Consider the following 21570-nt stretch of genomic DNA (forward strand, 5'->3'; position numbering starts at 1 on the left):
GGGCCTCGACCAATGTGTGTCCGGCGGTGACCTACTCTCCCACACCCTCCCGGGTGCAGTACCATCGGCGCTGTGGGTCTTAGCTTCCGGGTTCGGAATGGGACCGGGCGTTTCCCCCACGCTATGACCGCCGTAACCCTTGTACCCGCCCGCCCGGTGTTTTGTTCGGGGGTGGGAAGACTCGTGGTTACAACATTGTGGTGTTGTTCTTCAGTTGTGTTGGTTCCGTGCCGTGACAACCCCGGTGTTGGGGGGTTGTTGGTTGGGAACCACATAGTGGACGCAAGCAGAGTTTTGTATGTATCTGTGTGGTGTAAGTTGTTGGCCTATTAGTACCGGTCAGCTTCACGAGTCGTTAGTCCTCGCTTCCACATCCGGCCTATCAACCCAGTGGTCTGGCTGGGGGCCTCTCACACCCGAGGGTGTATGGAAATCTCATCTCGAAGCGAGCTTCCCGCTTAGATGCTTTCAGCGGTTATCCCATCCGAACGTAGCTAATCAGCGGTGCACTTGGCAGTACAACTGACACACCAGAGGTTCGTCCGTCCCGGTCCTCTCGTACTAAGGACAGCCCTTCTCAAATTTCCTGCGCGCGCAGCGGATAGGGACCGAACTGTCTCACGACGTTCTAAACCCAGCTCGCGTACCGCTTTAATGGGCGAACAGCCCAACCCTTGGGACCTACTCCAGCCCCAGGATGCGACGAGCCGACATCGAGGTGCCAAACCATGCCGTCGATATGGACTCTTGGGCAAGATCAGCCTGTTATCCCCGAGGTACCTTTTATCCGTTGAGCGACGGCCATTCCACAATGTACCGCCGGATCACTAGTCCCGACTTTCGTCCCTGCTCGAGATGTCTCTCTCACAGTCAAGCTCCCTTGTGCACTTACACTCGACACCTGATTGCCAACCAGGCTGAGGGAACCTTTGGGCGCCTCCGTTACTTTTTAGGAGGCAACCGCCCCAGTTAAACTACCCATCAGGCACTGTCCCTGACCCGGATTACGGGCCGAAGTTAGATGTCCAAAGTGACCAGAGTGGTATTTCAACGATGACTCCACCCGAACTGGCGTCCGGGCTTCAACGTCTCCCACCTATCCTACACAAGCCACTCCGAACACCAATACCAAACTATAGTAAAGGTCTCGGGGTCTTTCCGTCCTGCTGCGCGTAACGAGCATCTTTACTCGTACTGCAATTTCGCCGAGTTTATGGTTGAGACAGCGGGGAAGTCGTTACTCCATTCGTGCAGGTCGGAACTTACCCGACAAGGAATTTCGCTACCTTAGGATGGTTATAGTTACCACCGCCGTTTACTGGGGCTTAAATTCTCAGCTTCGCCTTGCGGCTAACCGGTCCTCTTAACCTTCCAGCACCGGGCAGGAGTCAGTCCGTATACATCGTCTTGCGACTTCGCACGGACCTGTGTTTTTAGTAAACAGTCGCTTCCCCCTGGTCTCTGCGGCCCCGATCCCCTCCACACCGCAAAGGGTGTATCAAGGTTGGGGCCCCCTTCTCCCGAAGTTACGGGGGCATTTTGCCGAGTTCCTTAACCATAATTCTCTCGATCGCCTTGGTATTCTCTACCTGATCACCTGTGTCGGTTTGGGGTACGGGCGGCTAAAACCTCGCGTCGATGCTTTTCTCGGCAGCATAGGATCACCAAATCCCCCCAAACGGGGGTCCCATCAGATCTCAGGCACCATGAGTGGCGGATTTGCCTACCACTCGCCCTACATCCTTAGACCGGGACAACCATCGCCCGGCTCGGCTACCTTCCTGCGTCACACCTGTTAATACGCTTGCCTCCCGGGATCAGGTCCTGCGCTCCACCAAAACCCTCACACCACAAGGGCGCTCGGGCAGGCTTCGGGCAGTTAGTATCCCCCGCTCAGCATGGGCGGTTTTTCGCCGGTACGGGAATATCAACCCGTTGTCCATCGACTACGCCTGTCGGCCTCGCCTTAGGTCCCGACTTACCCAGGGCAGATTAGCTTGACCCTGGAACCCTTGATCATTCGGCGGACGGGTTTCTCACCCGTCTTTCGCTACTCATGCCTGCATTCTCACTCGTGTAGGCTCCACCGCTGGTTTACACCGCGACTTCACCGCCCACACGACGCTCCCCTACCCATCCACACGCCTGAACCACAAGGGCTTAGCTAAAATGTGAATGCCACAACTTCGGCGGTGTACTTGAGCCCCGCTACATTGTCGGCGCGGAATCACTTGACCAGTGAGCTATTACGCACTCTTTTAAGGGTGGCTGCTTCTAAGCCAACCTCCTGGTTGTCTGGGCAACTCCACATCCTTTCCCACTTAGCACACGCTTAGGGGCCTTAGTTGGTGGTCTGGGCTGTTTCCCTCTCGACTATGAAGCTTATCCCCCACAGTCTCACTGCTGCGCTCTCACTTACCGGCATTCGGAGTTTGGCTGACGTCAGTAACCTTGTAGGGCCCATTAGCCATCCAGTAGCTCTACCTCCAGCAAGAAACACGCAACGCTGCACCTAAATGCATTTCGGGGAGAACCAGCTATCACGAAGTTTGATTGGCCTTTCACCCCTACCCACAGCTCATCCCCTCCATTTTCAACTGAAGTGGGTTCGGTCCTCCACGACGTCTTACCGTCGCTTCAACCTGGCCATGGGTAGATCACTTCGCTTCGGGTCTAGATCACGCCACTCACACGCCCTATTCAGACTCGCTTTCGCTACGGCTGCCCCACACGGGTTAACCTCGCGACGTAACACTAACTCGCAGGCTCATTCTTCAAAAGGCACGCCGTCACCAGAATCAGACTGGCTCCGACGGATTGTAAGCACACGGTTTCAGGTACTGTTTCACTCCCCTCCCGGGGTACTTTTCACCTTTCCCTCACGGTACTGGTCCGCTATCGGTCATTAGGGAGTATTTAGGCTTATCAGGTGGTCCTGACAGATTCGCACGGGATTTCTCGGGCCCCGTACTACTTGGGATACTCTCACAGGCGGTACAAACACATTACGGTTACGGGACTAACACCCTCTCTGGCCGGCCTTTCAAAACCGTTCACCTATGCGCGCACATCACACCCCACCAGCCCGGCAGAACTGGTATGGAAAGTCCCACAACCCCGACCATGCAACGCCCGCCGGCTATCACACATGGAACGGTTTAGCCTGATCCGCGTTCGCTCGCCACTACTAACGGAATCACTATTGTTTTCTCTTCCTGCGGGTACTGAGATGTTTCACTTCCCCGCGTTCCCCCCACGCACCCTATGTGTTCAGGTACGGGTCACCGAGTCACTCGCGCGCTCGGCGGGGTTTCCCCATTCGGACACCCTGGGATCACAGTCCGGTTATCGACTCCCCCAGGCTTATCGCAGATTCCTACGTCCTTCTTCGGCTCCTAATGCCAAGGCATCCACCGTGTGCTCTTAAAAACTTGACCACAAAGATCAAAAACATTTCTCGAGAGAACCACAGAAACCAACCACACCCCAACACCCAAAGGGCATCAACAGCGCAGCCAGATCCAGGTTCATTAATCTTGGAAATTGCTTCTTATACAAGATGCTCGCGTCCACTATGTAGTTCTCAAACAACAACCCCACACCACACACCCCACACACCCACAACAGGCGCACGGAACGTCACGGCAGGGAAACCAGAAACAAACAAACCCGAGGGAAAACCCCCGGCCCTGTTGCCTCAGGACCCAACAGTGTGCCAAACACTACCCAGCAACCCAAACCAGCCGCGTTCCAGAACACCCGCCCTCCCCCGAAGAGAAGAACAAAACATTCGTACTAACCAAACCGGTCCGTGCCACCAGGCACCTATTTGTTGATATTCCACCCATGAGCACCCGCCACGGAACAATCGTCCATGCTGCGGGCTTGCTTCCTGACAACCCCCACACCGGCATTCACCAGCACAGAAGAGTTGGAGGTGCTCCTTAGAAAGGAGGTGATCCAGCCGCACCTTCCGGTACGGCTACCTTGTTACGACTTAGTCCCAATCGCCAGTCCCACCTTCGACAGCTCCCTCCCACAAGGGGTTAGGCCACCGGCTTCGGGTGTTACCAACTTTCGTGACTTGACGGGCGGTGTGTACAAGGCCCGGGAACGTATTCACCGCAGCGTTGCTGATCTGCGATTACTAGCGACTCCGACTTCATGGGGTCGAGTTGCAGACCCCAATCCGAACTGAGACCGGCTTTTTGGGATTAGCTCCACCTCACAGTATCGCAACCCTTTGTACCGGCCATTGTAGCATGCGTGAAGCCCAAGACATAAGGGGCATGATGATTTGACGTCGTCCCCACCTTCCTCCGAGTTGACCCCGGCAGTCTCCTATGAGTCCCCACCATCACGTGCTGGCAACATAGAACGAGGGTTGCGCTCGTTGCGGGACTTAACCAACATCTCACGACACGAGCTGACGACAACCATGCACCACCTGTAAACCAGCCCCAAAGGGGAAACCACATTTCTGCAGCGGTCCGGTTCATGTCAAGCCTTGGTAAGGTTCTTCGCGTTGCATCGAATTAATCCGCATGCTCCGCCGCTTGTGCGGGCCCCCGTCAATTCCTTTGAGTTTTAGCCTTGCGGCCGTACTCCCCAGGCGGGGCACTTAATGCGTTAGCTACGGCGCGGAAAACGTGGAATGTCCCCCACACCTAGTGCCCAACGTTTACGGCATGGACTACCAGGGTATCTAATCCTGTTCGCTCCCCATGCTTTCGCTCCTCAGCGTCAGTTAATGCCCAGAGACCTGCCTTCGCCATCGGTGTTCCTCCTGATATCTGCGCATTTCACCGCTACACCAGGAATTCCAGTCTCCCCTACATCACTCTAGTCTGCCCGTACCCACCGCAGATCCGGAGTTGAGCCCCGGACTTTCACGGCAGACGCGACAAACCGCCTACGAGCTCTTTACGCCCAATAATTCCGGATAACGCTTGCGCCCTACGTATTACCGCGGCTGCTGGCACGTAGTTAGCCGGCGCTTCTTCTGCAGGTACCGTCACTTACGCTTCTTCCCTACTGAAAGAGGTTTACAACCCGAAGGCCGTCATCCCTCACGCGGCGTCGCTGCATCAGGCTTTCGCCCATTGTGCAATATTCCCCACTGCTGCCTCCCGTAGGAGTCTGGGCCGTGTCTCAGTCCCAGTGTGGCCGGTCACCCTCTCAGGCCGGCTACCCGTCGTCGCCTTGGTAGGCCATTACCCCACCAACAAGCTGATAGGCCGCGAGTCCATCCAAAACCACAAAAGCTTTCCACCAACCACCATGCGATGGAAGGTCATATCCGGTATTAGACCCAGTTTCCCAGGCTTATCCCAGAGTCAAGGGCAGGTTACTCACGTGTTACTCACCCGTTCGCCACTAATCCACCAGCAAGCTGGCATCATCGTTCGACTTGCATGTGTTAAGCACGCCGCCAGCGTTCATCCTGAGCCAGGATCAAACTCTCCGTTGAAGTAAAACAAAAACAGACACAACCACAACCACCGGAAATAACGGCAGAAACAGCTGCACAAAATTTGAAACCAGCTAAAAACACCATGCACACCACGGGGTGGCGGCACAGCACAATCAACCAATTACATACATAATCGGTATCAACAAACTTGGCACACTATTGAGTTCTCAAACAACAGACACACCCGGCACCACCCAAACCAACGTCCAGGCTCGCTCCGGAGCAACTTTCCAAACTTACCCGGTTCCAACAAGCTTCGCAAATCAGCGTTACCGCGATCCACTCCACTCCGAAACCAGCCCCACCCGCGTCCGGCACGCCAAGAGGCGAACCATTTCCAGGCCGTTCAGTAAGGGGTTTGGCCGCTATCTTTCCGCTTCAGCGGCGGCGACTCAGAAAACAATACCCGCCCCCACACCCAACCGCAAATCGACCCCCGGGGGCCTCTTGTGCTGCCGGAAACCCCGGAATTCCGCGGTTTCCGGCAGCGTGGGCAAGAGATTTCCGCTTCTGAAGCTCGTTTGCTGCTTCTATGGAGTGGCTCACATCCGAAGAGGAGCCGAGGGAGTAGCCGAAGGGGGAGCCGGGACTTCCCTACCCCAGTACCTTGAGGACCACTTCGAAGTCGGACTGCCTCGGCTTCAGCCGGTACGGCTCCAGAACGCCGGGGCCGCAGGCGGCGGTGCCAACGCCACGCATGAGATGGTCCACGTAGATGTAGCTCCGCCCGTCCGGCACCAGATCCGGCCTGTGGTTTGCGGCATCCAGAGCCTGCATGCTGTACGGCCGGACTGTGAGGGCAAAGGGCTCGCCGGAAAGGTGCAGCTCCCTTCCGCCGGCGTGCAGGACAGCGGACCGCACGCCGGACCGGGCTCCCGACTCCTGGGGACGGACGTACTCAACGTCCAGCGCGGCAAGGGGCAGCTCGAACCATCCCGTCCGCGCACCCTGGCCGGTGTCCGGGTAGCCCTGGTGCGGGCCCTGGCCGAACCACCGCACCCCGGTGGTCCGGGAACCCAGCACCAGCTCCAGCCCGATCCGCGCCCATTCCACCTCGAAGCCGGCATTGACCCAGTCCCCCACGGGCCTGACCTGCGTCCGTAGTCCCAGGGAGTCGGAGCTGGCGGTCCACAGGTAATCCACCAGCACACCGAACTGCTTGTCCGCGGCACCCATGCGCGTGCTGACGCGCAGGTACTCTCCGCCGTCAGGAGAAGATTCCGCCCGGATGCCCAGCAGGCGGGTGCGGAGCCGGTGGAGTCCTGCGTCCTTCCACTGCGTCGCAAGGGGCCGTTCGTCCGGGCTTCCCCACTCGCGGCCGAGGTCGTTGTCGGTCGGGGGCCACCACAGGACCAGGCCGAACTTTTCCACGGGAAGTCCGCCAATGGATGTGGGCATGCCGGTTGCCCGGTTGAACACCGCGGTACCCAGCTGCAATTCGTCCTGGCCGGCCTCCACCAGGTCCCGGGCCTGCACCCCCGTGCCTGGTGAGGCAAGGCGGACAGCCTGCCCCCAGGCAACCTCGTGTCCTGCGGCAGCCCACCCAGTATCGGCGGCCAGCACAGCGCTGACGGTGAGCACCGCACCCGCGTCCTGCGCCAACCCCGCCACACACGCGGCAACCTCCGCCGGCAGCTCAACAACAGCCGTGGACTGCGCCGCAAGCGGCGCAACGGCCACCGTTCCCTCCAACCGTGTTCCGCCGTCGTCCTCCACCTTGTACTCAAAGCGGTAGGCGGAGGTGTCCGCAAAGTCCTGCCGGTTCCGCAGCGTGAAGCGGGCCCATGAGGAGGAAACGTCAATGCCCAGAGGCTCGATGACCTTCTTGAAATCCAACAGCCCGGGACGAGGTTTGCGGTTGGCATCAACCAGCCCGTCCGTGACGAAGTTGCCGTCGTGGACTTCCTCGCCAAAGTCCCCGCCGTAAGCGAAGTGTTCACCGCCGCCCGGGGAGGGAACAAGGATCCCGTGCTCCAGCCACTCCCAGACAAAACCGCCCATCAGCCGCGGATACGTGTCGAACAGGTCCTGGTACTCGGTCATGCCACCCGGCCCGTTTCCCATGGCATGCACATATTCGCACAGCACGAACGGCATGGCTCGGCGCCGAGCGTCCAGTTCGGCGTCCTCAAGCGCCGGCTCGATGCCCTGCCCGATGAGCGCCGTCTCGGCCTGGCTGGCATACATCCGGGAGTAGACGTCCACGTACGGTGAGGACCAGTCGCCCTCGTAGTGGATGGGACGGGACGGGTCACGGTCCTTGGCCCAGCGGGACATCGCCGCAAGGTTCCGGCCGGTGCCTGCCTCGTTGCCCAGCGACCACATGATCACGGAAGGGTGGTTCTTGTCGCGCTCAAGGGTTCGCTGCATCCGGTCCAGCAGGGCCTCCTCCCACTGCGGATCGTCGCTGGGGTTCTGTGCCCAGCCGGCGCTGTGGAAGCCGTGCGTTTCCAGGTCGCATTCCAGGACTACGTAGAAACCCAGCTGGTCTGCCAGCGCCAGGAACTCCGGGTGCGGCGGGTAGTGCGAGGTCCGGATGGCATTGATGTTGTGTTGCTTCATCAGCCGCAACTCCGCCTCCACCACGTCCCGCGGAACCACACGGCCCAGCCGGGGTGGTGCTCGTGGCGGTTCACTCCCCGGAGCAGGATCCGGCGGCCGTTCACCTTGAACTGCGCGTCCTCGATGACGATGCTGCGGAAACCCACCTGCAGGGCAACGGTCTCGCCCGGGGTGCTGACCGTTGCGCCATACAGGCGGGGAACTTCGGCGGACCAGGGCTGCACGCCGGGGACACGCTGCTCCGCCCCTGCTGGAAGTTCCAGGCCAAGTTCCGGAATGCGTACGACGGCGTCAATCGCCCGCCCGGCCCGGCTCACCTCGACGCGGAGCGTGCCCTCGCCCGTGCCCGGGTCATAGCCGGCGTGGACGAAGACGTCGTCGATGCCGTCCACCGGCCGCGCCTGCAGGGTGACGTCCCGGAAGATCCCCGGGAGCCACCACATGTCCTGGTCCTCCACATAGCTGGCGGCGGAGAACTGGGCCACCCGCACGGTCAGCGTGTTGGCTCCCTCGACCAGGATGCCGGACACGTCGAATTCGTGGGCCAGGCGGCTTCCGCGGGTGGTCCCGAGCTCCACTCCGTTCAGCCACACGGTTCCGGCCGAGTCGATGCCGTCGAACCGGAGCACGGCGTGCGGGAAGAACTCCGGGCCGGCCTCAAAGGTCACCAGGTGATCGCCGATGGGGTTGGCGTCCGGTGGGTAGGGAGGTTCCACCGGGAAGGGAAACTGCACGTTGGTGTAGGCCGGAGAGCCGTGCCCGTGCATGTTCCAGCTGGAGGGGACGGGCAGCGGGGTGAAGCCGGAGAGGTCATTGCCCTGCTGCCAGTCGTCGTGTGGGGCCGCCCGGATTCCCGGGCTCAGCCGGAACTGCCATTCTCCGTTGAGTAGGAGCCGGGGTGCGTCGGACTCCAGGTAGGCCCGCGCCGGGAGGCTTCCCCGGCCGGGTCCCAGCGAGGCTAATTCTGCGACGTCTGCGGCAGCCGGATCGAGTCTGCGGTAGGAGGGTCTGGTCGCCGGAGCGGAGCCGTGGCCGGCAGTTGCGGCAGGGGTGTGGGCTGGCATGGAGGTCCTTGAGGGGAGTTTCGGAAGTGCCTACGTGAACGTTCACGCAGTTGCATGTTAAGCCTATCCGCTCGGTCATGATTTGAGTAGGGGTCAGGCTGATTGCCGGAGGACCAGTTGGTGCTGCAGGGTCAGGTGGGCGCCTGGGGTGCGGTCCTGGATGGCACCTGTGAGTAAACCATCCAGGAGTCCGACGGCGGCGCGGCCCACGGCGCGCAGGTCCAGTGCGAGGGTGGTCAGCTCAGGTGTGAGCAGTTCCCCCAGCGGTATCCCGTCCATGCCGATGACGGCACACTCATTGGGGACGGAGGTGCCTGACTCCCGCAGTGCCTTCAAGGCGCCGGCTGCCATCAGGTCGTTGAAGGCGAGGATGCCATCGGGGCTCCCGCCTCCGGCCAGATGGAGGGCCACCGCCGACCGTGCCGCGGCCGCCGATGGCTGTGCCTGGAGGCGGGCGAGCTGGATGCCTGCCTCCGCTGCCACCGCGGCGGCGGCCGCGCTCCGGCTGCCGGCGGGGCCGCCCTGGTCCGAGTCCAGGAAGAGGATGCTCCGGCACCCGAGGGATGCGAGATGGCGGAGGGCGAGCCTGGCAGCGTGACGGTAGTCAAAGGAGATGCTGCCGGCGGTGCCGGCGTCCGGGGAGTCAAGGGCGACGACGGGACGGCGGCCCATCAGCGCCTGCGCCTCGTCCTGGTGGGGTGCAAGGTATCCGATCAGTGCATCCACCTGGGGCGCAAGCCGCGCGGCGGCGTCAACGGCGCTGCCGGTCCCGTGGCCGTAGTCGTCCACCACCACGTTCCAGCCGCGCTCCGTGGCGGCCTCCACCACGCTTGAGGCAAAGGCCGGGAAATAGGGGTTGGTCAGGTCCGGGATGGCGAGGCCAACAGAGATCCGCGCGCCCTGCACAAGGCCCTTGGCGAAGCGGCTGGGGCTGTAGCCCATTTCTGCTGCGAGCTTTTGGACCCGGGCGCGGGTTTCCGCGCTGATGCCTGCCATGTCATTCATGGCCCGGGTGACGGTTTGGCGCGATACGCCTGCAGCGGCTGCCACATCCAGGATGGTTGCACGCCGGTCCCTGGGACTGGGCGTTCGGGGGGTCATAAACGGTAAGTCTAGGCGGTGGCGAAGGCCCGTTTTGATACCGGTGATTGGTGGGTTAAATGTGGGAGGCCCCAACCTGGTGGTTGGGGCCTCGACCAATGTGTGTCCGGCGGTGACCTACTCTCCCACACCCTCCCGGGTGCAGTACCATCGGCGCTGTGGGTCTTAGCTTCCGGGTTCGGAATGGGACCGGGCGTTTCCCCCACGCTATGACCGCCGTAACCCTTGTACCCGCCCGCCCGGTATTTTGTCCGGGGGTGGGAAGTCTGGTGGTTACAACATTGTGGTGTTGTTCTTCAGTTGTGTTGGTTCCGTGCCGTGACAACCCCGGTGTTGGGGGGTTGTTGGTTGGGAACCACATAGTGGACGCAAGCAGAGTTTTGTATGTATCTGTGTGGTGTAAGTTGTTGGCCTATTAGTACCGGTCAGCTTCACGAGTCGTTAGTCCTCGCTTCCACATCCGGCCTATCAACCCAGTGGTCTGGCTGGGGGCCTCTCACACCCGAGGGTGTATGGAAATCTCATCTCGAAGCGAGCTTCCCGCTTAGATGCTTTCAGCGGTTATCCCATCCGAACGTAGCTAATCAGCGGTGCACTTGGCAGTACAACTGACACACCAGAGGTTCGTCCGTCCCGGTCCTCTCGTACTAAGGACAGCCCTTCTCAAATTTCCTGCGCGCGCAGCGGATAGGGACCGAACTGTCTCACGACGTTCTAAACCCAGCTCGCGTACCGCTTTAATGGGCGAACAGCCCAACCCTTGGGACCTACTCCAGCCCCAGGATGCGACGAGCCGACATCGAGGTGCCAAACCATGCCGTCGATATGGACTCTTGGGCAAGATCAGCCTGTTATCCCCGAGGTACCTTTTATCCGTTGAGCGACGGCCATTCCACAATGTACCGCCGGATCACTAGTCCCGACTTTCGTCCCTGCTCGAGATGTCTCTCTCACAGTCAAGCTCCCTTGTGCACTTACACTCGACACCTGATTGCCAACCAGGCTGAGGGAACCTTTGGGCGCCTCCGTTACTTTTTAGGAGGCAACCGCCCCAGTTAAACTACCCATCAGGCACTGTCCCTGACCCGGATTACGGGCCGAAGTTAGATGTCCAAAGTGACCAGAGTGGTATTTCAACGATGACTCCACCCGAACTGGCGTCCGGGCTTCAACGTCTCCCACCTATCCTACACAAGCCACTCCGAACACCAATACCAAACTATAGTAAAGGTCTCGGGGTCTTTCCGTCCTGCTGCGCGTAACGAGCATCTTTACTCGTACTGCAATTTCGCCGAGTTTATGGTTGAGACAGCGGGGAAGTCGTTACTCCATTCGTGCAGGTCGGAACTTACCCGACAAGGAATTTCGCTACCTTAGGATGGTTATAGTTACCACCGCCGTTTACTGGGGCTTAAATTCTCAGCTTCGCCTTGCGGCTAACCGGTCCTCTTAACCTTCCAGCACCGGGCAGGAGTCAGTCCGTATACATCGTCTTGCGACTTCGCACGGACCTGTGTTTTTAGTAAACAGTCGCTTCCCCCTGGTCTCTGCGGCCCCGATCCCCTCCACACCGCAAAGGGTGTATCAAGGTTGGGGCCCCCCTTCTCCCGAAGTTACGGGGGCATTTTGCCGAGTTCCTTAACCATAATTCTCTCGATCGCCTTGGTATTCTCTACCTGATCACCTGTGTCGGTTTGGGGTACGGGCGGCTAAAACCTCGCGTCGATGCTTTTCTCGGCAGCATAGGATCACCAAATCCCCCCAAACGGGGGTCCCATCAGATCTCAGGCACCATGAGTGGCGGATTTGCCTACCACTCGCCCTACATCCTTAGACCGGGACAACCATCGCCCGGCTCGGCTACCTTCCTGCGTCACACCTGTTAATACGCTTGCCTCCCGGGATCAGGTCCTGCGCTCCACCAAAACCCTCACACCACAAGGGCGCTCGGGCAGGCTTCGGGCAGTTAGTATCCCCCGCTCAGCATGGGCGGTTTTTCGCCGGTACGGGAATATCAACCCGTTGTCCATCGACTACGCCTGTCGGCCTCGCCTTAGGTCCCGACTTACCCAGGGCAGATTAGCTTGACCCTGGAACCCTTGATCATTCGGCGGACGGGTTTCTCACCCGTCTTTCGCTACTCATGCCTGCATTCTCACTCGTGTAGGCTCCACCGCTGGTTTACACCGCGACTTCACCGCCCACACGACGCTCCCCTACCCATCCACACGCCTGAACCACAAGGGCTTAGCTAAAATGTGAATGCCACAACTTCGGCGGTGTACTTGAGCCCCGCTACATTGTCGGCGCGGAATCACTTGACCAGTGAGCTATTACGCACTCTTTTAAGGGTGGCTGCTTCTAAGCCAACCTCCTGGTTGTCTGGGCAACTCCACATCCTTTCCCACTTAGCACACGCTTAGGGGCCTTAGTTGGTGGTCTGGGCTGTTTCCCTCTCGACTATGAAGCTTATCCCCCACAGTCTCACTGCTGCGCTCTCACTTACCGGCATTCGGAGTTTGGCTGACGTCAGTAACCTTGTAGGGCCCATTAGCCATCCAGTAGCTCTACCTCCAGCAAGAAACACGCAACGCTGCACCTAAATGCATTTCGGGGAGAACCAGCTATCACGAAGTTTGATTGGCCTTTCACCCCTACCCACAGCTCATCCCCTCCATTTTCAACTGAAGTGGGTTCGGTCCTCCACGACGTCTTACCGTCGCTTCAACCTGGCCATGGGTAGATCACTTCGCTTCGGGTCTAGATCACGCCACTCACACGCCCTATTCAGACTCGCTTTCGCTACGGCTGCCCCACACGGGTTAACCTCGCGACGTAACACTAACTCGCAGGCTCATTCTTCAAAAGGCACGCCGTCACCAGAATCAGACTGGCTCCGACGGATTGTAAGCACACGGTTTCAGGTACTGTTTCACTCCCCTCCCGGGGTACTTTTCACCTTTCCCTCACGGTACTGGTCCGCTATCGGTCATTAGGGAGTATTTAGGCTTATCAGGTGGTCCTGACAGATTCGCACGGGATTTCTCGGGCCCCGTACTACTTGGGATACTCTCACAGGCGGTACAAACACATTACGGTTACGGGACTAACACCCTCTCTGGCCGGCCTTTCAAAACCGTTCACCTATGCGCGCACATCACACCCCACCAGCCCGGCAGAACTGGTATGGAAAGTCCCACAACCCCGACCATGCAACGCCCGCCGGCTATCACACATGGAACGGTTTAGCCTGATCCGCGTTCGCTCGCCACTACTAACGGAATCACTATTGTTTTCTCTTCCTGCGGGTACTGAGATGTTTCACTTCCCCGCGTTCCCCCCACGCACCCTATGTGTTCAGGTACGGGTCACCGAGTCACTCGCGCGCTCGGCGGGGTTTCCCCATTCGGACACCCTGGGATCACAGTCCGGTTATCGACTCCCCCAGGCTTATCGCAGATTCCTACGTCCTTCTTCGGCTCCTAATGCCAAGGCATCCACCGTGTGCTCTTAAAAACTTGACCACAAAGATCAAAAACATTTCTCGAGAGAACCACAGAAACCAACCACACCCCAACACCCAAAGGGCATCAACAGCGCAGCCAGATCCAGGTTCATTAATCTTGGAAATTGCTTCTTATACAAGATGCTCGCGTCCACTATGTAGTTCTCAAACAACAACCCCACACCACACACCCCACACACCCACAACAGGCGCACGGAACGTCACGGCAGGGAAACCAGAAACAAACAAACCCGAGGGAAAACCCCCGGCCCTGTTGCCTCAGGACCCAACAGTGTGCCAAACACTACCCAGCAACCCAAACCAGCCGCGTTCCAGAACACCCGCCCTCCCCCGAAGAGAAGAACAAAACATTCGTACTAACCAAACCGGTCCGTGCCACCAGGCACCTATTTGTTGATATTCCACCCATGAGCACCCGCCACGGAACAATCGTCCATGCTGCGGGCTTGCTTCCTGACAACCCCCACACCGGCATTCACCAGCACAGAAGAGTTGGAGGTGCTCCTTAGAAAGGAGGTGATCCAGCCGCACCTTCCGGTACGGCTACCTTGTTACGACTTAGTCCCAATCGCCAGTCCCACCTTCGACAGCTCCCTCCCACAAGGGGTTAGGCCACCGGCTTCGGGTGTTACCAACTTTCGTGACTTGACGGGCGGTGTGTACAAGGCCCGGGAACGTATTCACCGCAGCGTTGCTGATCTGCGATTACTAGCGACTCCGACTTCATGGGGTCGAGTTGCAGACCCCAATCCGAACTGAGACCGGCTTTTTGGGATTAGCTCCACCTCACAGTATCGCAACCCTTTGTACCGGCCATTGTAGCATGCGTGAAGCCCAAGACATAAGGGGCATGATGATTTGACGTCGTCCCCACCTTCCTCCGAGTTGACCCCGGCAGTCTCCTATGAGTCCCCACCATCACGTGCTGGCAACATAGAACGAGGGTTGCGCTCGTTGCGGGACTTAACCCAACATCTCACGACACGAGCTGACGACAACCATGCACCACCTGTAAACCAGCCCCAAAGGGGAAACCACATTTCTGCAGCGGTCCGGTTCATGTCAAGCCTTGGTAAGGTTCTTCGCGTTGCATCGAATTAATCCGCATGCTCCGCCGCTTGTGCGGGCCCCCGTCAATTCCTTTGAGTTTTAGCCTTGCGGCCGTACTCCCCAGGCGGGGCACTTAATGCGTTAGCTACGGCGCGGAAAACGTGGAATGTCCCCCACACCTAGTGCCCAACGTTTACGGCATGGACTACCAGGGTATCTAATCCTGTTCGCTCCCCATGCTTTCGCTCCTCAGCGTCAGTTAATGCCCAGAGACCTGCCTTCGCCATCGGTGTTCCTCCTGATATCTGCGCATTTCACCGCTACACCAGGAATTCCAGTCTCCCCTACATCACTCTAGTCTGCCCGTACCCACCGCAGATCCGGAGTTGAGCCCCGGACTTTCACGGCAGACGCGACAAACCGCCTACGAGCTCTTTACGCCCAATAATTCCGGATAACGCTTGCGCCCTACGTATTACCGCGGCTGCTGGCACGTAGTTAGCCGGCGCTTCTTCTGCAGGTACCGTCACTTACGCTTCTTCCCTACTGAAAGAGGTTTACAACCCGAAGGCCGTCATCCCTCACGCGGCGTCGCTGCATCAGGCTTTCGCCCATTGTGCAATATTCCCCACTGCTGCCTCCCGTAGGAGTCTGGGCCGTGTCTCAGTCCCAGTGTGGCCGGTCACCCTCTCAGGCCGGCTACCCGTCGTCGCCTTGGTAGGCCATTACCCCACCAACAAGCTGATAGGCCGCGAGTCCATCCAAAACCACAAAAGCTTTCCACCAACCACCATGCGATGGAAGGTCATATCCGGTATTAGACCCAGTTTCCCAGGCTTATCCCAGAGTCAAGGGCAGGTTACTCACGTGTTACTCACCCGTTCGCCACTAATCCACCAGCAAGCTGGCATCATCGTTCGACTTGCATGTGTTAAACACGCCGCCAGCGTTCATCCTGAGCCAGGATCAAACTCTCCGTTGAAGTAAAACAAAAACAGACACAACCACAACCACCGGAAATAACGGCAGAAACAGCTGCACAAAATTTGAAACCAGCCAAAAACACCATGCACACCACGGGGTGGCGGCACAGCACAATCAACCAATTACATACATAATCGGTATCAACAAACTTGGCACACTATTGAGTTCTCAAACAACAGACACACCCGGCACCACCCAAACCAACGTCCAGGCTCGCTCCGGAGCAACTTTCCAAACTTACCCGATCAACCACCCCGACGCAAATCCATTTCTCAGGATTCCCGTCAGACCAGAAGACGGTCCCCCACCAATTTCCGGCGCCCTAAGGAGCGACCAGAATTTGGTCTTGAATTTGGGGGTTTGGCCACCCGCGGTTACCAGCTCTTGGCTGTCTCCCCCGCGGCGACTTAGAAAACAATACACGCACTCGTAGCCCACCGCAAACCGGTCATCCAATGGCTGCAATTCCCCGGGATTCCGGGGCAGGAACGGCCATGCGGGGCACCCGCCGGCCTCACGCCGTCGTAATTCCGCTGTGTGCGCTGCCGCACATCCGGCAGCCATCACGGCAGACAGCAAAAGGGCCGGCAACCCTAAGGTTGCCGGCCCTTCTCAAGCAGCTGGATTCAGCGGTGCTGGATTACCAGGAAGACTTGGTGATGCCCGGGAGTTCGCCCTTGTGGGCCATGTCGCGGAAGCGGACACGGGAGATGCCGAACTTCTGGAAGGTACCGCGGGGGCGGCCGTCGATGATGTCGCGGTTACGCAGACGGATCGGGGACGCGTTGCGGGGCAGCTTCTGCAGGCCCAGGCGGGCTGCTTCGCGTGCTTCGTCGGTTGCGTTCTCGTCAACCAGGGTCTTCTTCAGCTCGAGGCGCTTTGCAGCGTAACGCTCAACGATGACCTTGCGCTGCTCGTTGCGAGCAATCTTGGACTTCTTAGCCATGTTTAGCGCTCCTCTCGGAATTCGACGTGCTGGCGGATCTTGGGGTCGTACTTCTTCAGGACCATGCGGTCCGGATCGTTACGACGGTTCTTGCGGGTTACGTAGGTGTAACCCGTACCCGCGGTCGACTTGAGCTTGATGATCGGACGTACGTCCTTGTCCTTAGCCACTAGAGCTTCACCCCACGAGCCAGGATCTGGGCGACGACTACGTCGATGCCGCGTACGTCGATGGTCTTGATGCCACGTGCAGAGACCTGCAGCGTGACGTTACGGCGCAGGGACGGAACCCAGTAGCGCTTCTTCTGGATGTTCGGATCGAACCGACGCTTGTTGCGGCGGTGCGAGTGCGAAATGCTGTGCCCAAAGCCCGGCTCGGCCCCGGTCACTTGGCAGTGTGCTGCCATGACTTCTCCTCAAGAATTGAAAGTAATGATCCGCATATCTGCTGCTGGACCATGCTGCTAAGGGCGACCCAAAAATGCAGAAGGGCAACGGTTAGTCACGCAACTTGAGCCCCTAACTACCGGCCACCCTGGAGAAAATTACCGGGCAACCGGAGCAATTGCGCACGCTCCGCGCACTTAGCGCCTACCAAGTCTACGAGTTGGCGCAATTAAAGACCAATCGGGGGTCATCGGGTGTATAAGGGCCGCCGGAAGGTCACAGCCACAGGTTGGTCCTTTTCACAGCAGGCACATAGCTTCGCCAAGCACCTTGGATACATGAACACGCAGCTCCTGCCGGCATCTCCGGCCGCAAGCAGCTCCGGCCGCCCGGAGCCTTCATCACCTTCAGCGAAGAGGCCCGCCCGTGGCTGGTTTGCCCGACAGTACCGGCAGCGCATGCTGCGGACGGACCTCCTGACGGTCATTGCCTGGGCCTCCGTTGCCGCCGCAATTGCCCTCTGGCTTGCCGACGGCGGGGCCACCGCGATCACGTCGCCGGCGTCCCTGTTCACGGCGGCGGGCATCGTGGCCGGGCTGGCGGGCATGGACCTGGTCCTGCTCATGCTGCTGCTGGCCGCGAGGATTCCCTTCATTGACCGCACCATCGGCCACGACCGCGCGCTGGAGTTCCACGGGAAGCTGGGAAAGCCTTCGCTGTACCTGCTTCTGGCACACGGCCTCCTGGTCGCGGCTGGGTACGGCATGGCCGAAGGACTGGATCCGTTCACCGAGTCCGTCAACCTTTGGGTGCAGGTGCCGGACATGTGGCTGGCGTTTGTCTCCATGGCGCTGTTCATCGCGGTCGTCGTCACGTCCCTGGTGGCTGTCCGGCGTCGTTTCCCGTACGAGTTCTGGTACGTGGTGCACCTCCTGACCTACGCCGCGGTGGCAACGTCGCTGCCCCACCAGTTCAGCGTGGGAGGCCTCTTTGCGGCAGGCACGTGGCAGCGCTGGTACTGGCTGGCCATTTGCATCTACACCGGCGCTGCCCTGGTGTATTTCCGGGTACTGGAGCCGGTACTGGCCACGGCGCGGCACCAACTGTCGGTGGCCCGCGTGGAGGCCGTGGCGCCGGGCGTGGTGAACATCGTCATGAATGGCCGGAAACTGGACCAGCTGGCGGGCACGGGCGGACGGTTCTTCATCTGGCGCTTCCTGGCTCCGGGACTGTGGTGGCATCCCCACCCGTTCAGCCTGTCCGCCGAACCCGTCTTCCATGGCCCGGACGGCCAGGGGACGCTGCGGGTCACCGTACGGAACCTTGGCAGCGGCTCCGCCCAGCTCCTGCGGCTGCGGAAGGGGACCAAGGTGGCGCTGGAGGGTCCCTACGGACTGCTCAGTACGGCTGCCAGGACCAGGAACAAGGTGGTGATGATCGGGGCCGGCATCGGCATCACACCCCTGCGCGCACTGCTGGAAACCACGCCGTTTGCTCCCGGCGAGGCGACAGTCCTGCTCCGCGGCCACACCGACCAGGAGCTGTACCTGGGCAGCGAAATCCTCGACATCTGCCAGGCCAGGGGGTCCGGCTCTTCCACCTCACCGGGCCGAGGGCCCACGGCCACTCCACCTGGCTTCCCGGGGACGCCGTGCGGAACGGCTACAGCCTCACCTCCTACGTGCCCGACATCGCGGATGCGGACGTCTACGTCTGCGGCCCGGCGGCGTGGGCGGCCAACGTCATGGCGGATGCCGGGAAGGCCGGCGTCTCCGGGGAACAGATCCATCACGAAAGGTTTGACTGGTGAAAATACGCGGAACAGTTGCAGCGGCCCTGGCCTCCGCCGGGATCCTCATGGCGGGATGGCAAACAGGCACCCAGGCAGGCGGCATCAGCACCGTCGCATCAAGCACGACGGCGACAGGCACCACGGGCTCGACGGGTACGGGCTCGACGGGTACGGGTACGTCCGGCTCCTCGGGCTCTTCGGGCACCTCGGCTTCCGGCACCTATAAGGGAACCGCCGTGCAGACCCGGTTCGGTCCCGTGCAGGTCCAGATCACGGTGGCCAACGGGAAGATCACGGATATCACCGCCCTCCAGCTCACCAACACCGACGACAAATCCATCCAGATCAGCAACCGCGCGGCACCCCTGCTCCGGAGCAAGGTCCTCGCGGCGCAGTCGGCGGATGTCCAGACCGTCAGCGGCGCCACCATTACCAGCGACGCGTACCTGACCTCAGTCCAGGCGGCCATCGATGCAGCCCACCTCTAGCCCCCTGGACGCCGCAACCCCCGCCGCCATGCTGAAGGCCCGCACCTTTGAATGCATGGGCACGGTCATCGGGCTGACGCTGCCCGTCAGCTCCCCTGCGGAAGGGCAGCCTGGGCTCGATGAGCTGGCTGCCGCCACCGCCGTCGTCGAACGCCTTTTCCGCGACCTGGACGAACACTTCAGCCTCTACCGCCCGGATTCGGAAGCGGCCAGGCTGGCCCGCGGCGAGCTGATGCTGCGGGCCGCCTCAGCCCAGATGCGAGAGCGGTACGCCGAGGCGCACGAATGGCGGCTGCGCACGGAGGGCGCCTTCACCCCGGAACGGCCTGACGGCGTCCTGGACCTGTCCGGGATCATCAAGGGTCATGCCATCCGCGAGGCGGCCACGTCGCTCCAGGCCCTGGGCCGGCACGATTGGTGCCTGAATGCCGGGGGCGACGTGTTGGTCAGCGGCTCACCACGCCCCGGCAGCGCCGAGCCCTGGAAAGCCGGCATCGTGGATCCGGCGGACCGCCAAACCCTGATTACCGGCTACGCACTGGGCGCGGGCAGCCGGCACAGTGCGATCGCCACCTCCGGCTCCGCTGAACGCGGTGAGCACATTTGGCGGGTGGGACGCGGCGCCGGGTTTGTCCAGGTCACCGTGGCCGCCGCGGACATTGTCACCGCCGACGTGCTGGCCACGGCGATCGTCGCCGGCGGAACACAGATGCTGAACCGCGCCACGGACACCTGGGATGTTGCCGTGCTGGCGATCCGAGCTGACGGCTCCACGCTGGCGACTCCGGCCTTCCATCCCGCCTGAACCGCCCGCGCCCCACCGCCGCTACAACCGCTACAGCCGGGTGAGCTGAGCGTACTTGGGCTGCAGGTTGTCGCCGGACGACTTGCCGGTGACGCGCCGGACCACCCACGGCGCGGCGTACTCGCGGAACCACCGGGCGTTGGCGCGGAGGGCGTCGGCGCCGCTCAACTCCGGAACAGGGGTCATCGGCGGGACGTCGATGGAATGGTCGTACTTGAGGACCTCGAGGACGCGCTTGGCCATGTTGGCGTGGCCGGCGGCGGACATGTGCATCCGGTCGTGGGCCCACATGCCCCAGTCGTAGTACTCGCTGAAGCGCCAGTAATCCACCAGCAGGGCGCCGTGGTCCCCTGCGATTCCGCGGACCAGTTCGTTGTAGATGGCGGTGCGGCCGCGCATGGTGCCGAACACCTTTGAACCCCGGGCATCGAAACCCGTGAACATCACCACAGTGGCGCCGGTGGCCGCCAGCTTCCCGACGGCGTCGTTGTACTCCACCAGGAGGTCATCGATGTCCACGCGCGGGCGGAGGATGTCATTGGCCCCGGCGTAGATGCTCACCAGCGTGGGTTTAAGTTCGACGGCGGCGTCCACCTGCTCGGCCACGATCTGCCGAAGCTTCCTGCCGCGGATGGCCAGGTTGGCGTAGCCGAAATCCGGATCAGCGGCGCAGAGCTGCTCCGCCACCCGGTCCGCCCAGCCGCGGACCCCGTTGGGGCGGGTGGGGTCGTCGTCACCGACGCCTTCGGTAAACGAGTCGCCAAGGGCCACGAACCGGGAAGTGAAATCCATGCGGTTAGTTTGCCATCCGTTGCCGGAAGCAACCAATCGCCGGTTATGTCGCTTGGTCAGGCTGGGTTTCGCGCAGGATCCAGTGGTCCTTGTCCAGGCGTCCCACCACTTTCTCGCCGATCCGCGCCAGGTCCAGCACATCCTGCCCGGTCAGGGCATCGAGGAACAGGTCGCGGACGTCCTCAACATGGCCCGGGGCCAGCCCAACGATGGTGGCCATGCCTTCCTCCGTGAGGTGCGCGGTGGTCACCCTTGCGTCATGGGGGTGGGGACGCCGCTCCACCCAGCCGCGCTTCTGCAGCTTGGTCACCACATGCGAAAGCCTGGACAGTGAAGCGCTGCTGCGGGCAGCGAGCTCACTCATGGGCAGGAACCGGTCGTCTGCCTCGGACAGCATGGCAAGGACCGTGTAGTCGAAGAGGGACAGCTTCCCGGCCGCATGCAGCCTGGTGTCGAGGGCCGCCGGCAGCAGCGTATTGATGCTCACCAGCGCCAGCCAGGCGCGGCGTTCGTCAGCGTTGAGCCAGCGGGGTTCGGTCATGGCCCCCATTCTACGATTGATCTTTCAAGTAGCTGGAAGCGGCACCGGTAGGCTTGCCCC

At 60.6% G+C, this 21570-nt stretch carries 10 protein-coding genes, 6 rRNA genes and 1 pseudogene; 3 read left to right on the forward strand and 14 right to left on the reverse strand.

What is annotated here, in order from left to right; all coding sequences use genetic code 11:
* Window positions 1-18: 18 nt before the first annotated feature.
* The 12 genes and pseudogenes from rrf (OUO20_RS16260) to rpmB form a co-directional block, all read right to left on the reverse strand.
* Window positions 19-135 (reverse strand): 5S ribosomal RNA (gene rrf / locus OUO20_RS16260).
* Between the two features lie 173 nt (window positions 136-308).
* Window positions 309-3437: ribosomal RNA gene (locus OUO20_RS16265) — 23S ribosomal RNA — on the reverse strand.
* A 511-nt stretch (window positions 3438-3948) separates the two neighbouring features.
* Window positions 3949-5470 (reverse strand): 16S ribosomal RNA (locus OUO20_RS16270).
* The 16S, 23S and 5S rRNA genes sit together here, the layout of an rRNA operon.
* A gap of 597 nt (window positions 5471-6067) precedes the next feature.
* Complete coding sequence (locus tag OUO20_RS21730; RefSeq protein ID WP_442781142.1) at window positions 6068-6871, reverse strand: hypothetical protein; 804 nt, start codon at window positions 6869-6871, stop codon at window positions 6068-6070.
* Window positions 6872-7036: 165 nt separating this feature from the next.
* Window positions 7037-9099, reverse strand: a pseudogene (locus OUO20_RS21735) (glycoside hydrolase family 2 TIM barrel-domain containing protein); the annotation flags it as partial.
* A gap of 93 nt (window positions 9100-9192) precedes the next feature.
* Window positions 9193-10200, reverse strand: coding sequence for a LacI family DNA-binding transcriptional regulator (locus tag OUO20_RS16285; RefSeq protein ID WP_224084158.1), 1008 nt, complete (start codon window positions 10198-10200; stop codon window positions 9193-9195).
* A 104-nt stretch (window positions 10201-10304) separates the two neighbouring features.
* Window positions 10305-10421: ribosomal RNA gene (rrf, locus tag OUO20_RS16290) — 5S ribosomal RNA — on the reverse strand.
* A gap of 173 nt (window positions 10422-10594) precedes the next feature.
* Window positions 10595-13724: ribosomal RNA gene (locus OUO20_RS16295) — 23S ribosomal RNA — on the reverse strand.
* 511 nt (window positions 13725-14235) lie between these two features.
* Window positions 14236-15758, reverse strand: a 16S ribosomal RNA gene (locus tag OUO20_RS16300).
* Window positions 15759-16400: 642 nt separating this feature from the next.
* Window positions 16401-16706 (reverse strand): 30S ribosomal protein S14, encoded by a 306-nt coding sequence (gene rpsN, locus OUO20_RS16305; protein ID WP_009358853.1) that lies wholly within the window; start codon window positions 16704-16706, stop codon window positions 16401-16403.
* 2 nt (window positions 16707-16708) lie between these two features.
* Window positions 16709-16876 (reverse strand): 50S ribosomal protein L33, encoded by a 168-nt coding sequence (gene rpmG / locus OUO20_RS16310; protein ID WP_013602737.1) that lies wholly within the window; start codon window positions 16874-16876, stop codon window positions 16709-16711.
* Window positions 16876-17112, reverse strand: coding sequence for a 50S ribosomal protein L28 (rpmB, locus tag OUO20_RS16315; RefSeq protein ID WP_013602738.1), 237 nt, complete (start codon window positions 17110-17112; stop codon window positions 16876-16878). The genes rpmG and rpmB overlap by 1 nt, the downstream gene beginning before the upstream one ends.
* Window positions 17113-17430: 318 nt before the next feature.
* On the opposite strand from rpmB, the gene OUO20_RS21740 reads away from it, so the two are divergent.
* From OUO20_RS21740 to OUO20_RS16330, 3 genes are read left to right on the forward strand one after another with little or no spacing between them, the layout of a single operon-like run.
* Entirely contained in the window at window positions 17431-19110 is a 1680-nt protein-coding gene (locus OUO20_RS21740; protein WP_442781089.1) for a ferric reductase-like transmembrane domain-containing protein, read from the forward strand.
* A gap of 10 nt (window positions 19111-19120) precedes the next feature.
* On the forward strand, window positions 19121-19372 hold the full coding sequence (locus tag OUO20_RS21745) for an FMN-binding protein (protein WP_442781090.1): 252 nt from the start codon (window positions 19121-19123) through the stop codon (window positions 19370-19372).
* Between the two features lie 28 nt (window positions 19373-19400).
* Complete coding sequence (locus tag OUO20_RS16330) at window positions 19401-20177, forward strand: FAD:protein FMN transferase (RefSeq protein ID WP_442781143.1); 777 nt, start codon at window positions 19401-19403, stop codon at window positions 20175-20177.
* 30 nt (window positions 20178-20207) lie between these two features.
* On the opposite strand, the gene OUO20_RS16335 is transcribed toward OUO20_RS16330, so the two are convergent.
* Both OUO20_RS16335 and OUO20_RS16340 read right to left on the reverse strand, forming a co-directional pair.
* Window positions 20208-20969 carry an SGNH/GDSL hydrolase family protein gene (locus OUO20_RS16335; RefSeq protein WP_018771907.1) on the reverse strand — a complete coding sequence of 254 codons (762 nt, stop codon included), beginning with the start codon at window positions 20967-20969 and terminating at the stop codon, window positions 20208-20210.
* Between the two features lie 43 nt (window positions 20970-21012).
* On the reverse strand, window positions 21013-21510 hold the full coding sequence (locus tag OUO20_RS16340; protein ID WP_026266173.1) for a MarR family winged helix-turn-helix transcriptional regulator: 498 nt from the start codon (window positions 21508-21510) through the stop codon (window positions 21013-21015).
* Window positions 21511-21570: the final 60 nt, after the last annotated feature.

It is taken from the genome of Arthrobacter sp. FX8 (genome assembly GCF_026723805.1).
In the GTDB taxonomy this organism is placed as follows: domain Bacteria; phylum Actinomycetota; class Actinomycetes; order Actinomycetales; family Micrococcaceae; genus Arthrobacter.

Excerpts from the sequence above, each read along its gene's own strand:
- OUO20_RS21730 (WP_442781142.1), bottom strand. The coding sequence starts at position 6,871 with ATGCCCACATCCATTGGCGGACTTCCCGTGGAAAAGTTCGGCCTGGTC.
- OUO20_RS16285 (WP_224084158.1), bottom strand. The coding sequence starts at position 10,200 with ATGACCCCCCGAACGCCCAGTCCCAGGGACCGGCGTGCAACCATCCTG.
- rpsN (WP_009358853.1), bottom strand. The coding sequence starts at position 16,706 with ATGGCTAAGAAGTCCAAGATTGCTCGCAACGAGCAGCGCAAGGTCATC.
- rpmB (WP_013602738.1), bottom strand. The coding sequence starts at position 17,112 with ATGGCAGCACACTGCCAAGTGACCGGGGCCGAGCCGGGCTTTGGGCAC.
- OUO20_RS21740 (WP_442781089.1), top strand. The coding sequence starts at position 17,431 with ATGAACACGCAGCTCCTGCCGGCATCTCCGGCCGCAAGCAGCTCCGGC.
- OUO20_RS16330 (WP_442781143.1), top strand. The coding sequence starts at position 19,401 with ATGCTGAAGGCCCGCACCTTTGAATGCATGGGCACGGTCATCGGGCTG.
- OUO20_RS16335 (WP_018771907.1), bottom strand. The coding sequence starts at position 20,969 with ATGGATTTCACTTCCCGGTTCGTGGCCCTTGGCGACTCGTTTACCGAA.
- OUO20_RS16340 (WP_026266173.1), bottom strand. The coding sequence starts at position 21,510 with ATGACCGAACCCCGCTGGCTCAACGCTGACGAACGCCGCGCCTGGCTG.